At 47.2% G+C, this 14,987-nt stretch carries 13 protein-coding genes; 7 read left to right on the top strand and 6 right to left on the bottom strand.

Translation table 11 applies throughout. The features are described 5' to 3' along the window. Positions 1-117: 117 nt before the first annotated feature. Positions 118-273, top strand: coding sequence for a hypothetical protein (locus NG833_RS09785; RefSeq protein ID WP_254565106.1), 156 nt, complete (start codon positions 118-120; stop codon positions 271-273). A 265-nt stretch (positions 274-538) separates the two neighbouring features. On the opposite strand, the gene NG833_RS09780 is transcribed toward NG833_RS09785, so the two are convergent. The 5 genes from NG833_RS09780 to NG833_RS09760 all read right to left on the bottom strand — a co-directional run bounded on the left by NG833_RS09780 (position 539) and on the right by NG833_RS09760 (position 8,921). Next, complete coding sequence (locus NG833_RS09780; RefSeq protein WP_254565105.1) at positions 539-1,588, bottom strand: glycosyltransferase family A protein; 1,050 nt, start codon at positions 1,586-1,588, stop codon at positions 539-541. Between the two features lie 405 nt (positions 1,589-1,993). Then, on the bottom strand, positions 1,994-3,655 hold the full coding sequence (locus NG833_RS09775; protein WP_254565104.1) for an alkaline phosphatase family protein: 1,662 nt from the start codon (positions 3,653-3,655) through the stop codon (positions 1,994-1,996). A gap of 768 nt (positions 3,656-4,423) precedes the next feature. Further along, positions 4,424-7,105 (bottom strand): hybrid sensor histidine kinase/response regulator, encoded by a 2,682-nt coding sequence (locus NG833_RS09770; protein ID WP_254565103.1) that lies wholly within the window; start codon positions 7,103-7,105, stop codon positions 4,424-4,426. Continuing rightward, positions 7,102-7,650: a chemotaxis protein CheW gene (locus tag NG833_RS09765; protein WP_254565102.1), complete on the bottom strand. Its 549-nt coding sequence runs from the start codon at positions 7,648-7,650 to the stop codon at positions 7,102-7,104. The genes NG833_RS09770 and NG833_RS09765 overlap by 4 nt, the downstream gene beginning before the upstream one ends. Positions 7,651-7,742: 92 nt before the next feature. After that, positions 7,743-8,921, bottom strand: coding sequence for a response regulator (locus NG833_RS09760; RefSeq protein ID WP_254565101.1), 1,179 nt, complete (start codon positions 8,919-8,921; stop codon positions 7,743-7,745). Between the two features lie 362 nt (positions 8,922-9,283). Between NG833_RS09760 and NG833_RS09755 the strand changes: the two genes are divergently transcribed. Both NG833_RS09755 and gor read left to right on the top strand, forming a co-directional pair. Beyond that, positions 9,284-9,421 (top strand): hypothetical protein, encoded by a 138-nt coding sequence (locus tag NG833_RS09755; RefSeq protein ID WP_254565100.1) that lies wholly within the window; start codon positions 9,284-9,286, stop codon positions 9,419-9,421. A 692-nt stretch (positions 9,422-10,113) separates the two neighbouring features. Then, entirely contained in the window at positions 10,114-11,460 is a 1,347-nt protein-coding gene (gene gor / locus NG833_RS09750; protein ID WP_254565099.1) for a glutathione-disulfide reductase, read from the top strand. 169 nt (positions 11,461-11,629) lie between these two features. Here the strand turns inward: gor and NG833_RS09745 are convergent, their stop codons facing one another. Next, positions 11,630-12,040, bottom strand: a complete 411-nt coding sequence (locus NG833_RS09745; protein ID WP_254565098.1) for a hypothetical protein — start codon at positions 12,038-12,040, stop codon at positions 11,630-11,632. Positions 12,041-12,112: 72 nt separating this feature from the next. On the opposite strand from NG833_RS09745, the gene NG833_RS09740 reads away from it, so the two are divergent. The 4 genes from NG833_RS09740 (at position 12,113) to NG833_RS09725 (ending at position 14,539) form a co-directional block, all read left to right on the top strand. Further along, positions 12,113-12,310 (top strand): hypothetical protein, encoded by a 198-nt coding sequence (locus tag NG833_RS09740; protein WP_254565097.1) that lies wholly within the window; start codon positions 12,113-12,115, stop codon positions 12,308-12,310. 308 nt (positions 12,311-12,618) lie between these two features. After that, entirely contained in the window at positions 12,619-12,822 is a 204-nt protein-coding gene (locus NG833_RS09735; protein WP_254565096.1) for a hypothetical protein, read from the top strand. 894 nt (positions 12,823-13,716) lie between these two features. Beyond that, entirely contained in the window at positions 13,717-14,226 is a 510-nt protein-coding gene (locus NG833_RS09730) for a photosystem I reaction center protein subunit XI (RefSeq protein ID WP_254565095.1), read from the top strand. 196 nt (positions 14,227-14,422) lie between these two features. Further along, positions 14,423-14,539, top strand: a complete 117-nt coding sequence (locus tag NG833_RS09725) for a photosystem I reaction center subunit VIII (protein ID WP_015148866.1) — start codon at positions 14,423-14,425, stop codon at positions 14,537-14,539. Positions 14,540-14,987: the final 448 nt, after the last annotated feature.

Here is a 14,987-nt window from a genome sequence, read left to right as displayed (position 1 = left end):
AATACGCCCCTACAGATACCTTCCTTTCAGTTGAACGGTTGGAGGATTTATATTTTGCAATCCCCTAAGCTGGTGTTACAGGTTCTTTTATAATTCGCTAATCAGGAGTTAGAAATTGTGATTCATGAGGTAGCTGAAGAAACAACGCCAACCCCAGACGAGTTAGGATATCCTGCTGATTTTTTTGAAAAAACGGCGGGCAAATGGCAGGGGGAACCTCTGGTTAGAGAAGAGTTGGTGGAATGCGATCGCAGAATTTGGGATATTGAATGATGATCTACTGGTTAGACACCCAAACCAAATTTCTGGACCCGTGAGCTTGAGGAGACACCGGGTTTCTTGGACAAATTTAGGTTAAGTTGCCAGGGTTATCATTGGAGACGAATAGCTGGGGCAGTGTTTACACAGATTTGGAGAATTTACGCTAAATGTAGAGGCGATTCGCGAATCGCCTTTACATTTAGTATTGAATGTTAAAAATTGCGGAAGTTTTCTGGGAAACCCGCTCGAATTGATGCAGAAATCATCGGATTAAAGATTACAAAACCCCTTGATTCAAAAAATTTTGAATTTTATTGTCAACCTCCAGGACATTTTTTTCTCCCTTCTCTTCATTAAGATTATTTCGACGCGGGTCGTTTTTTGGATTCATTTGTCCAAATTTTTGTAGGCAATACTGAGATACTTGCGGAGAACCCATCCGCAGTAACATCCACTTTCCTAATAGGCGCTGAACTTTTTTATCTAATAAGATGGGGGGGTGCAAGCGGATTGCTTTTTGTAAATTTTCCCAGCCGGTTTGCAGTTTTTCTGCATCGGGGGTATGGGTGACGCAGATTCGGGCTAAATATTGATAGGTATTGGCTAAACTATGGGTTTTCAGTCCTTGTAGTTCTGCGGGTGCGTTGGCAAAGGCGCGATCGATGACTAGGAGGCTATATTTTTCCATGACATCAATTTTAGAGGCCATTGATGTCGCCGATTGTCGATAGAGGATTTGATACTGGGGGACGACTACAAAGGGCCATTTTGCTGCAACCCGTAACCAATATTCCCAATCTTCGATGGATTTCAGGGTGCGATCGAACAGTCCTACAGATTCAATTGCCGATGCACGCAACATCACGTTAGACCCAGAGGTAATGAAATTACCGACTAACAATCGGGGGTAAACATCCCCTTCAATATAGGATGGAAAATCTTTACTAAAGGATTTACCTTCGCTATCCATAAAGCAGGTCCAGCTATAAGCGAGTCCTGCTTTGGGATTTTGTTGTAATGCAGTAACCTGGCGCTCTAATTTATCCGGCGTCCACAAATCGTCTGCATCGATAAAGGTAATAAACTCTCCTGTTGCGCGAGCAATTCCCCGATTTCGCGCTTCTGGGAGTCCGCCATTTTCATAAGAAAAGACTTGAAGTCTCGGGTCTCGGACTCCTTCGATAACCTGTAGGGTATTATCGGTAGAGCCATCATTAATAATAATCAATTCAAAATCTGAAAAGGTTTGTTTTAAAATCGAATCGAGGGTATCGTGAATCGTTTTTGAAACATTGTAAGCCGGAACGACAACAGAAACTAATGGCATGGTAATTCACCCTTAATTAACAATGAAATTTTCTTCAATTTATCCGTCGGGGAAACAAATAGGCCGGATGGAGCATTTTAGGATACATCCTTAACCTATACAGATTCATCATGTTTTTTACGTCTTTTACAAGGGGACTGGATTAAGCAGTCAGCGGGATTTTCAGTGATTGATTTTCTAAGCTAGAATGACCTAAGCTTATAGGATTTATTTCGTTGATTTTCAAATTCAAAACTCTTTTTTCGATAAGCTAGGACAAGAAACCCGGTTTCTTAATTTAATCTACTACTAATTACCAACATTTTTGTGAAGAAACCGGGTTTCTAACCTTTACTGTACCCCCGTGCTAGGGGAGTCGAGGAGATGCAATGCGGCCATTGCTTAGGAGGTTTAAAGGCCAGTTGTTTAGCGAACCACTGCCGGTTGATTGATTAGAGGTTTCCCTTCGCAAGAGTCGGGAATCGGGGCCTCTAATAGGGCTAATAAAGTGGGTGCTAAATCTAAGGAATGGCCGAAAGGTAAGGTAGAACCGGGTTGAATATCGGGCCCTGCCAAGGCTAAAAATCCATCGGACCGATGACTGCCTGTGCGATTAAATGGAATGGGTCCAATCCGGCCAATTTCGGGACTTTCTACGGTATCACTGGCGCATTTATCTTGCCAGATAATCACTAAATCGGCATCGGGTAGTTTCGGGTCGGAATCGGTGGGATTTGTGCGAGTCCGCACTACATCTTGTACCAAGGTTTCCCCGGTCCGGGAATCTTTGAGTTGATACAGTTTTTCGGTAATTTCATCACAAACGGCATCGTATTCCGAGGGGTCAACGATTCCATTGGGTTCCCGTCCTTTCAAGTTAATCCGGATATATCCTTCGGAGAAACTGGGGAGGGCAAAGGCTTTCATGCGGGGCCATGCGGGTTGATACCAACAGGGGGTTTGGAAGAATAAGCGATCGCCTTTTTTCTGCATTTCAAACGGAGAAATCAAATCCGTTTCAGCTTCGGAACCAAACAGGGGTTCAATCCGGCTAAAGATTTTTGTGGGGAGGTTTCGCCGCAAAAATCCTCGCAACGGATTGCGATCGCCTTTCAGACTCCAGAGTGTTCCCATAAAGCCCCGTTTCGCCCGTTCTCCGACAATCGGTCCCCCAGGATTTTGCCCCATTTTGCCCTCAGCTAATCCCACTTTTCCAGGGAAATTCCACCGATACAGAAACTCGGGCAAAAACACCATACTGGGCAGATCCATGTTGTTAAAGTCCATGCCATGTGCTGCAAAGACAACCACATTGGCATTCTCCGGCGCAGCGCTTAAAATCTCACCAATTGCTGTATCAATGGCTTCAAAAATCTCTAATAACGGGTCTCCCGGATAGCGATTCGCCATCAGGGGATATAGAGGATGTTCGGGTTGACTTAAGTGCCAAAAAAAATGTCCGGCAGAGTGGGTTTCTCCAAAAATGGTTAAGAAGAAATCCCAGTTATCCCGTTGGAGTAAATCTTTACAAATCTGACCCCGCCGCTCAATCCCGGTTTCTAATTTCTTTTGAAGTTCCTGGAGGGCCGGAATATCTAAAATACTGGCAAAATCTTTATGTAGCGTCGGATGTTCCCCATGTTTGGCGATGATGTCAGATAGAAAAGATTCGGGTTGGGAATGGGTGGGGGTTTGGGGGGAATGGGCTCCCCAGGCTAATCCTTGGACGCCATTGACACGACTGCTCAAAGGAGCTTGGGGCATATCAAAGACTGCTACTCGATAATCATCTCCTAGGGCATAAAAGGGTTGATATTCGGCAAAATCGTAGGCTTCTATGGGGTCTACATCATAGCTCCCTTCCCGCAGTTTCACGGGGGCCCAATAGCCGGTTTTTTCCGGAGAAGCTCCGGTTAAAAAGGTGGTCCAAGGGGTTTCGGCTCGATAATAATCAAAGGTTTTAAGTCGTCCGTAGGCTCCGCGATCGCGCAATTTTTTTAAGTTCTTTAAATGCCCTTGCGCCATCCATTTTTCCAGCAGATTCGGGTCCCCGGCATCAAGTCCAATGGCGATAACAGGATTTCTCATGAGTTTACCTTGATAGATACTAAATAAATTGACAGTGCATTTGGCGATTGCCTCAATCGCCGGTTTTTAAAAGGAGTTTATCAGTCTCCTGAAATTGCATCCCAGGATTTTTAAAAAGGTTCTGGGATTCCCTAAAGCTGAAATGATTCAGGTTCAGCTAGGGTTCAATGCTCAATTTTCTGAATTTTTATAATGACTCCAGTTCACCCGAAGATTAACTGGATTTCCGGACTCAGCGATCCTCCAATTCAGTGGCGATCGCCAAACATTCCTGATTCTAAAAGCCGTTTGATGAGTCTCCGGTGAGTTTCCCTAAAAACGGCTACAATTTTTTGCTGGTACTATTTTGCAATCGCTCTTACTTGAATTCAATCAGTCGTAAGAAGGGCTGATTTATTCTAATTTTATCATCGCTCAGAGTTAATTCCAGAACTTTTATGTAAAGTTATCGTAAAGATTGTAATCCCCCCTTGATTCATTCCACAGTCGCCTAATGAGAGTTTTAAAATCTGTTGATTTCTTTATCCAGAGTAAAACACTTACAGAGCCGGAGTCATATATCTTGAGGAGTACCTTAATTAAACTCCCGAATGTTCTCTACCTTGAGATGTATCTATCATCTTTTATGAATTTTAACCTATATCATTCGATATATAAATTAAGGCAAAAATCTCTATCTTTAGGCTTAGTAGTCCAAGGTAAAATATCAGGATATTTTACCCAATCTCCCCAATCTCCCCAATCTCCCCAATCTCCCCAATCTCCCCCTCATCCCCCATCCTTAACCAGGATCTCGCGAATAGCAGCAAGCAACATCCCCGAATCGAAAGGTTTACTCAAATAGGCAGTTGCACCTAATTCCATCCCTTTCTGAATATCCTCTGGACTGGCGCGGGAGGAAAGCATCACCATCGGCAAGTGATGCCATTGGGGATCCGATCGCACCGTCAGCAGTAATCCCAATCCGTCTAAATGGGGCATTTCTACATCGGAGAGGATCAGGTGGAATTGTCCCTGGGGCGATCGCGCCAGTTGAGTTAATGCCTCCCGTCCATCGGTACAGAGTGTGGGAACAAATCCAGCATTCTCGAATATATCCTGCAACATCCGGCGCATGGTGAGGGAATCATCCACGATTAAAATCTGGGGGGGAGAAGCATCGGAACTCAACACTGTATCCTGTGAGACATGGGCGACTCGTCTGAGGGGGGAACGGGGAAACAGTAAGGGGGGAAAGTGATGCGGGGCGAGGACTGGCACCACTTCACCGCTGCCTAGGACTGTACAACCGGCAACGGAGGGAGGAACGGGAACGGTGAGATCCAGGGGTTTGAGCATCACTGGGCGTTCTTCGAGTACCGCATCCACGGCGATCGCCACCCGTTGACCCTTCACCTGTAGAATCAGACAAACCGAGGGGGAATTCACTCCAGAAACTGCTTCCCGAACCTGGGATCCGTAGGGCAGCAAATCCCATAATTTAAAAATGGGCAAGGGTTTCGTTTGTCCGGGAATTTCTTCATGGCGATCGCCTATTTCACCGGCGATCATCTCTGCCTCGGATAACTGCACCACGGCGATCGCCTGATCGGAGGGAATTGCTACGGTGTAGTCTTGACATTGGCACAAATAAACGGATAACCGGCTCAAGGTCAAGGGAACCGCAATGGTAAACTTAGTACCCTGTCCCAATACCGTCTCAACTTGCAAAGTTCCGCGTAGTCGTGCCACTTGATGTTGTACGATATCTAATCCCACCCCTCGCCCGGATAAATCCGTCACTTTCGAGGCAGTAGAAAATCCCGGAGTGAACAGAAATTGTAAAATCTCACTCGGGTTGGCATTCCCCGGAGATTGGGTTTTAGAAAACCCCTTTTCCGGATCAATTAGTCCCATTGCTAAGGCACGCTTGTAAACCTTTTGGGAATCAATCCCGCGTCCATCATCTTCCACCGTAATTACCAGTTGAGACCCTTCAACGGTGGCAGAAAAGGTGATTTTAGCCGTGGGAGACTTGCCGAGTGCTTTGCGTTCCGTGGGTAACTCGATCCCGTGATCGAAGGCATTGCGAAACAGGTGGGTTAAGGGAGTTTGTAATTGTTCTAAAATCGGTTGATCCACCCGTCTATCTTTTCCCTGGATGACTAATTCAACTTGCTTTCCATACTGTCGTTGCAGGGTTTCCAAGGGAGTGATAAATCGATCGCCGATCGCCCCAAAGGGAATCAGTCGGGAGTCGGTGAGGTCCCGGTTCAGTTGGTTGAGGGAGGTTTTGAGGCGATCGAGGGTTTGTTGGATGTCGGAGGCGATCGCCGCTAGGTTTGAGGGAGATTGGGGGGATGGGGAGAGGGTGGCGATCGCGGTTTGGAGTTTTTCTTGTTCCAGGGTGAGGCGATCGGATTCCAGGACTACATTACCGAGGGTATCACTCATCCGATCTAAGCGTGTGACGGGGACTCGCAGGGTGAGATTTGCCGGTGTCAGATCGGGATTGGGATTGACAATCAGGTATTTTAAAAACCGTTCCGGGATAGAGGAACGGGTTGTCTCTGACTCGGGAGATGGGGAGGATTGGGAGGATGGGGAAGATGAGGAAGATGGGGAGGATGGGGTGAGGGTTTCGGTTCGGAGGGTGCGAATTCGGGCGATCGCCAGTTGTGCTAACTGTTCCGGTGGCGCTTGTTCCTGGGAGAGGGATGCAGAAATTTCGCGACTGATGGCGGTTAACCCCTCTAACCCCAAGGTTTCCCCCAGGAGAGTGCATTCTTCTAAAAAAATGGTGAGACTCTGGCGGAGTGCGGGTTCTGCCGAGGCGGGATTGTCCGTTAATTCATCTAGCGATCGCCTTAGGCGTTGTAGACAATCCTCTAAATCCACCTCCAAGGCAGTTTTAACAAAAGAGTTCACTGGGGAATCAGTGGCGTGAGGGAATTCTTCCCCTGCGCCTTCTTCTTCCAAACTCTCCTGAAGCGGAGGGGGTAAATCTTGGACAAAGCGATCGAGGGTGAGGATCAGGTTCTGGAGGCGGCGATCGGAGGTTTGGGAGTCGTTCCCATTCCAAGCTTGCACGAGTAAATCCCCGATGGGATCGAGACTCAGCGATAAGAGTTCGTAGGCGGAAGGTAAGTGAGGGACTCGTCCATTATTTAGGGCGATTAATAACTCTTCGATCGCGTGTGCCAGGTGGGAGAGTTGCTGTAACCCCACAATTCCGGCACCCCCTTTGAGGGTATGGGCGGCCCGAATCAGATCGGGGAAGGCAGCGCCGAGGTTCTCCTGAGTGGCGGCTTTGCTGCTTAAGCATTGGATTCCTTGTTCTAAGGCGAGTAAGCATTCGGGTGCTTCTTCATGGAGGAAGCAGTGGCGCGCTTCGGGGTTGATGTTGGCGATCGCCGCCTCGACTCCCCGGCGATTTTCCGGCGCAGAGGTTTCGGGATTGGATGCTATCATCGAAATTCTCCGGCAGTGGGGGAACTGTGCCGACTGAGGGCGTCAAATAGGGCGCTCACTTGGAGCAATCCCACGGGAAACCGACGCGCTGCGGCATCGCTGGGGGGTGCGATCCAGATTAAACCAGAAAACAGGGGACGGAGTAGGGGTCTCCAGGGGTCGGGAATGGGGGTAAGCTGGGTGGAGTTGAGGGTGAGAGTGGCAAGGCGATCGCAGACGAGACAAGCTAAGGGAGTGACGGTGGATTCTTCCTCCTGGGGGTCCGGTTCTGGGGTGGGGTCCTTGCGAATTACGACCAAGGTTAACTCATCCACCCGCGAAGGCGATCGGCGCGTCAGTCCCAAAACCTCGGTCAGAAAATCAGCCAAATCAATCACCCATAGTAGTTTCCCGCCGGTATTCACCACTCCTAAAATGGCCTCGGGAACACCGGGGATCGGACAAATTTGCCGTCGAGATAAGGTAATTTCCTCTATCACTTGCTCGATGGGCACCATCACTTGTACCTTCGGGCTTAATTGCAACCCTGCATACGTTCTCAGCATTTCCCCAGTTATCCTATCGCACTTTGAATGGCTACTTCCAATCGGCTTGCTATAAATTACGATAGTTCATTCCTCGGGGAAATGAGGTGAAATCAGCCGGTTTGCAGAATCGTTTCTCTTTCCGAATCCGCCGTGCCGAGTAACTGCATTTCGATCGCCTTCAAGAGTTGTTGGGCATCAAAGGGTTTGGTGATATAATCATTGGCTCCCACCATCCGCGATCGCATCTTATCGATGATCCCATCCCGTCCCGTCAACATCACAATCGGGATTTCCTGCAACAAACTCGACTGGCGCAACATTCGGCAGAGTTCATAGCCATTAATTTCTGGCATATTAATATCCATCAACACCAATGCCGGTTTATAGCGTGCCAAAGTCGTTAACGCTTTCGCCGGTTCCGTTAACATCAAACAGCGGTATCCCGCCGCCTGCAAAATCGCCCGAACGTGCCGCTGAGTTGTTTTACTATCATCAATACAGGCAATAATCGGCCCCTCTTCTACTTTTTCCGACTGATAGGGTTTCATCCCCACCGCTTCCGCTTGCACCAAAGGTTGCAGTAACAGTGCCAAAGACAGGACATCGATTTTCAACCCTTGGGCCGCTTCATACAGACATCCACCCCGATTTAAAACTTCAATCAGCCGTTTAATTCCCTCAACATTTTTAAACGTCGGCCACAGCAGTTTAGGAATTTGTTCTAAATTCCTAATAAAAACTCTCTGAAACGGCGAGGCAATTTCCGCCCTAACTTTTCCCCACTTCCCAATAGCTTCCCGCATCGGTAAAATCGTCTGCTTCAACGGCAGAGAAAGCAAAATTGGATCGAGTCCCACCGTCTTTTCAAATTGCAGTCCCGCCTGGGGTAAGTTGAGGACCTGCACTAATGCTTCTTGGGTGAGTTTAAATAAGACTTCTCTGGCTTGTTGTAAGGGAATTTTTCCAGTTTTCCAGTAATAGCAAATCGCCTGATAATCCGACTGAAACCCTTCCATGGGAAGGTCTTTCAGTTCCGGATAGAACCGAGCGAGGTAATAACTCAGGCGCTCCTTGTATCCCGTTAAGCTACTGGCAAAATGCACCTTGCCATTGCCAAAATGGACTCGCCAAAAGACCGAAGGATCTGACGTATCTCGAATCGTCAGTCGCCCGGATAGATTGTTAGTTACGATTTTTTGCAATGCCTTAGTCGGCGAGCCGACAAGCTGGGCGGCTGCACTCCGAACATTCTCTTGTTTTTGCGGCTGTATTGTCGGTTTTTCTAGCATAATTCCCTCTCTTTGTTTAAGATTGTGATTTAAAAAGCTTTTTGCTTTTTCAAGTATATTTTAAAAATTTATTGTTAAAATATTTACTCAACATTTTCTGCATTCAAGTGCGTCTCTTCTTGTTTTATTATTACAACCTTGATGAATTTATATCCGAATTTTAAAACATTAATGTTTTTACAGGTTATCTAACAATTCAGATAACCACTGTTACCTTTGTAACATCCCAGGAAATTAGTCCCGGGATTCATCATAATTTTTTAACAATTCGCCATCTGGCATCCCGGGAATCTTTGTATCTAAAGTTACTAAATCCATATCAATCCGGTTAGATGGTATAGTTCCATGATGACCCATAACCTATGGCGATGGCATCAGCCATCTGGCTGATTTTTAAATACGGTCTTTTCGGAGTTCAAAAAATCCAACGGAAAACCCTGCCTCTCCTCCTGGACAACTTAGTTTTTATCATGGCAATTTTATCCCGTCGCTTCGCCTAAAATTCAACGACAACCTCGCATTAATTCACTCATTAATTAGACACACTTGACGAGATTCAATAAAAGCATTAAGATTCTCAAGTACCTCTACAACCCAGGGTCTATTTCTAATTTTATCTCTTCACCCCCTAGAAAGGCTAACTTTTCTAATCTGCTATAGTTTAACGGTTCCAGCGTTTTAGAACATCCGTATTTGAAATCAATCATTTCTCCGTAACAATACGCAGGGCTTTGTTAGTATTTATACGCAGGGATGGGGGATGGGGGAGGTTGGGGGAGATGGGGGAGATGGGGAGGTTGGGGGAGATGGGGAGGTTGGGGGAGATGGGGAGGTTGGGGGAGATGTTCAACCTCCCGACTGAAGTCGTTTCCTCCGTTCGTAGTAACGACTTCAGTCGTTTCCGCGTTTCTCGGCGTCAGCCAAGAAACGCCCTCATATCAGGGGTTCGTCCTCTAGTTCCCAAGCAGGCGCTAGACCCTTGGATTGCTCGTGTGATGGCTGAAGCCATCACACGAGCGCAACGACTGAAGTCGTTACTACGAACATCTCCCCCATCCTCCCCATCTCCCCCATCTCCCCCAACCTCCCCATCTCCCCCAACCTCCCCATCTCCCCCAACCTCCCCAACCTCCCCATCGCCTTGCGAAACGGATTACCCTGTTATTAAACGATGATAAACGGAGTGACTGAGATGACGAACTTTGATTATGACCTATTCGTGATAGGTGCGGGTTCTGGGGGATTAGCGGCATCGAAACGGGCTGCCTCTTATGGGGCTAAAGTGGCGATCGCCGAAGGAGATTTAGTGGGAGGTACCTGTGTCATCCGGGGTTGCGTTCCCAAAAAATTAATGGTCTATGCGTCCCAATTTTCTAAACTGTATCAAAATGCCGTGGGTTACGGTTGGGACAAAGCGGAACCCAATTTTGATTGGAATAAGCTGGTGGAAGTGGTTCAGAAAGAAGTAATGCGCCTGAATCAGATCCACATTAATAACTTAGAAAAAGCTGGCGTTGAGTTAATCAAGGAAATGGCAACTTTTGTCGATCCCCATACCATTGAAGTAGGCGATCGCAAAGTCACAGCGGACAAAATCTTGATTGCTGTGGGAGGAACACCCGCGAAACCGGATATTGAGGGCATCGAACATACCATCACCTCCAATGAAATGTTCCACCTGAAGGAATTTCCCAAACGGTTTGCTGTTTGGGGCGGCGGTTATATCGGCGTCGAGTTTGCTTCGATTATGAATGGGTTGGGTGCCGAAGTTACTGAAATTATTCGGCGCGACTACATTTTACATGGCTTCGATCGGGATATTGCCCAGAACATTCAAGAAGGAATGACCAAACATGGGATTCAATTCAAAACTCAGACAACCCTAGAGAAAATTGAAAAGACCGATGACGGCTTAAAGTTGATTTTTGCTGGGGAAGAAAATGAGCCCGTCACCGTCGATGCGTTACTCTGTGCAACAGGTCGTAAACCCAATTTAAGCCGGTTAAACTTAGAGAAGGCTGGGGTAGAAGTGATTATCGGTGCGATCGCCGTGACTCCAGATAGCTGCACCAATCAATCCCATATCTATGCAGTGGGAGATTGCACCGATCGCATCAATTTAACCCCGGTGGCGATCGCCGAAGGTCGTGCTTTTGCCGATACCGTCTTTGGTCACATCCCCCGCCATATTAACCATACCGGCATCCCCACCGCTGTCTTTTCCCAGCCAGAAGCTTCCACAGTGGGCTTGACTGAAGAGGAAGCCCGAGACAAAGTGGGCGACAATGTAACCATCTATCGCGCCAAATTCCGTCCCATGTTTTATAGTCTCACCGATGCTGATGAAAAGGTGATGATTAAATTAATTGTGGACAAAACCACCGACCGTATTTTAGGGGTTCACATGGTCGGTAAAGATGCGGCAGAAATCGTTCAAGGATTGGCAATTGCTGTCAATATGGGAGCCACGAAAAAAGACTTTGATGCCACCATTGGCATTCATCCTTCTACTGCTGAAGAGTTTGTGACTCTACGCTAATTTCAAAAAAAAGAACCCGGGATTATCCAATACACCCGGTTTCTTGGACACAGAAACAGGACTTGCCCAGATTTTAAGAATCCACTCTAAATAATGTAGAGGCCATTCGCGAATGGCCTCTACATTATTTAGAGATTAATGTTAAATATTGCGTAATTCCTGACAAATTTTAGAGATTATTCTGGGCAGAACTTTCCCGTTCAAGTTGTTCCAGTTCTTTAATGTAAACTTCTCCTAATTCTTGTCCCGCGATGGGAATACTTTGATAGGTCACCTGACCTTTCATTACCATCTGGTCTCCCACATTGGGAAGGGGTGAATTAGTCATGACCCAAATGGCTCCGGTGGCATCCTGAAGTTGATAAGCCCCGGATTGTAAAAACGGTGCGCGATTTTCAACAGTGCCTTTTAAATACACCGTATCTTTTCTCTGCCAGTTGCTGTGGATCTGCTCGATATCGGTGACGCCAACTCCCGACTTAACCAAATTGGTACAGCTCCAGAGTCCAGCGATTATTAAAGATAAAGAGCCAATTTTAACAGTTTGATTTAAGGCCCGGAACATGACAGTGACAGCCATAATGTTAAAAAAATAGCGGTTATAGAGGTTAGAATTCACAGCTAGAACGCTCGATCATCCGGAAGAGGTGGGGTGGCGTTTTCAGAGTTAAACCGGCTGAAAAATCTTGATGATTTGAGGGAATCAATAGCCGGTTTAACTCCGGTGCGATCGCCGCCGGGACAGGAACTGGAGAAGGCGGGTTTCAAAACAGGGCGATCGCATCCCCTCAACCGGAGCCACCCCAGGGGAATCCGAACATCCGGGGGCCACCTGGTGCGGATAGATTAGACTTGCTGATAGTCTATCGCAACCCCTTGGTTTTTGGGCAATCCCAGAGGAACAGTCTGAGGACCCCAGATGATTGATTCGGGGGGTTTCTGGAAGGGACCCAGGCGATCGCACTGTTCGGTGATCCCTAGCCGTCAAGTCTTTGCTCATGTTCACAGTCCCACGGATCTCAATGCCCCTCACCCGTGATGCTAGAATAATTATTCATAACTTAGATTCTTAGCAGACGACTGGGATTTGCTTTCATCCAGCCGATACAGTCGTCCGGGGTCAATGTCAACTCAGAGGAACATAAGGAAGAGGTTGTCGTGACAGAGACTATTAACTGTGCTGTAGCCTGCGTGAATGGCTGTGTATTGGGAGACAAATGCCCCAACCGTGAATATGCAGAACAAACATCCCAGTTTATCGAGGAAACGTCCTTAGATAAAATGATAGAAATTGCAGAAGAAGCCGTTAGAAAAAAACGGATGCAGCCTCCGAAATGGATTATTCCCGATTTTCCAGAATAACCCCTAGCCCAAAAATCAGGCGATCGCTTCCGTGAACTTAAAAAGAGTCTGGCGATCGCTTTTAAATTCGGGTCTAATTTATAAATTTTATCAAAATTTGAGTTCCCCTCACTCAACCTCCGACAAATCTAAATAAATTGGAACACTCCCCAAAAAAGTGGGAGCATCTTCCTCCCTACTCCTTGAAGGGAGCAAGATGCTCCCACTCCTTAATTGGATTTTCAATTGGATTTTCACTCGGATCTCCCGATAAAGCATCGGGACAGGAGGCGATTCCCCGGACAAAAAACCGGGGGTTTGAGCCTCTCTTGGGTGCAAAACCAGCAGAAATGGGGTGAAAACCCCCGGTTTCTCATGGTTTGTGCCCCCGGAACGTCGGTCCCGATTCCCCTGAAATCTGCCTTTTGACCCGGGGCGATCGCCCTTGACCTGTGCCACAATCTCAGGAGGGGTAGAAATACCCTGCCTATCCCCTGAAGTTGTTAAATTTCTTAGGGGATTCCAACAAATAAATCATCCTTGCTTTGATGCGATCGCACCTAACAAGGCTCTTTTAGCCCGCGCAGGCACCGCTTTGTCCCTGTAGCCCCAGGCTTGAGCCTGCGGGTTTTTTGAAGGTTTTATTTTTTGGAGTTCCCTTAACAAAATTTAACAGAAACCGAGGTGAAATCCCGAACTTACTCCAATCGGAGAATTAAAGGCTGGGATCGCGATCGCAAAGGTTACCGAACCGAGGTAAATTAAAATCAGTGGTTACCAGCCCCAGGGGATTTAGGCGCTTTTCATGAAGTTTTTTAAAGCTAGGCACTAATTCTGAGACTAGGCGACCCCTCCTTGCTTAGAATATGACCTTAAGTTCTTTTACTGATTGTCACACCCAGAGGAAAAACAAATATGGCCGATGCAAGAGATATTGAAATGGTGAAGCCTTACGGTGGAGACCCCTTTGTAGGTCACCTCTCCACCCCGATTAGCGATTCTGCCTTCACCAAAACATTCATTGGTAACCTGCCTGCCTACCGTCAAGGACTCTCCCCCATCCTGCGAGGCATCGAAATTGGCATGGCTCACGGCTATTTCCTAATTGGCCCCTGGATTAAATTTGGTCCCCTGCGGGATTATCCCGAAGCTGCCAACTTAGGCGGATTAGTTTCAGCCCTGTCTTTAATTTTAATCGCCACCGCCTGTATGTCTGTCTACGGGATTGCCTCCTTCCAAGCCACAGGTAATGACGATTACCCCAGCCAAAATCCCCAAGCCCCCGCTGGCTTGAAAACCGCTGAGGGTTGGAGTCAGCTCACCGCTGGGTTCTTCGTCGGTGCAATGGGTGGCGCATTTGTCGCCTATTTCCTCTTGGAAAACCTCAGTGGCGTCGATGCCATTTTCCGGGGTTTAGTTAACTAACTAAACCTTTAGTCCCTGAATAGGGCTTTAATTTCCTGGTTTTTAACCGTGACCGAAGGTCACCTAAAATTAGCTCATCTGCACCCGCAGACTCTGATTTTTGAAACGTTCACAACCTTTTGAGAGGAACATAACTGACTCACCGTCGTTAATCGTCCTCTCGTCAACCCAAAACTTGAAATAGGAGACATTAGATATGACAGGCGCTTATGCAGCTGCTTACCTCCCTTGGATTTTGATTCCCGTCGTTTGCTGGTTAATGCCTACCGTGTTGATGGGTCTGCTGTTCATCTACATTGAAAGCGATAGCTAATTCAAGGCTTCATTCCCTGAATTAATCCCAATGGGCCGAAAAAAGAGCGTTGAGGACAACAACGACCGGCTATTCCTCCCCCCTCTTTTCAGGCCCGCTATCCAGCCTTAAATCAACCGGACCAGAAACCGGGTTTCTCATCGGAATCAATGGCTAAGTAGCAAAAATTCCGGCCAGAAACCCGGTTTCTAATCTTTTAAATCCCCAGGACCAGAAACCGGGTTTCTAGCCCAAATTTGTTAAGTCCGCAAAGATGTTGTACAGAAACCCGGTTTCTAACCTTTGCTTTACCAATGCGCCCTTGGGCAAAAAAAAACCCCCCGCCATAACAGCGGGGGGTTTTTTCAACTAATTACCAGTTGCAGGTTAGCCGAACTTACTCGCAGTCGAAGCAATCAAGAACGCCGCATAAGTCAGGATATACCCCACCGTAAAGTGAGCCAAACCA

It is taken from the genome of Oscillatoria sp. HE19RPO, assembly GCF_024220515.1.
In the GTDB taxonomy this organism is placed as follows: Bacteria; Cyanobacteriota; Cyanobacteriia; order Cyanobacteriales; family Laspinemataceae; genus Laspinema.
The sequence above is the reverse complement of the archived record's forward strand: the minus strand, read 5'-3'. Positions and strand labels throughout refer to the sequence as shown.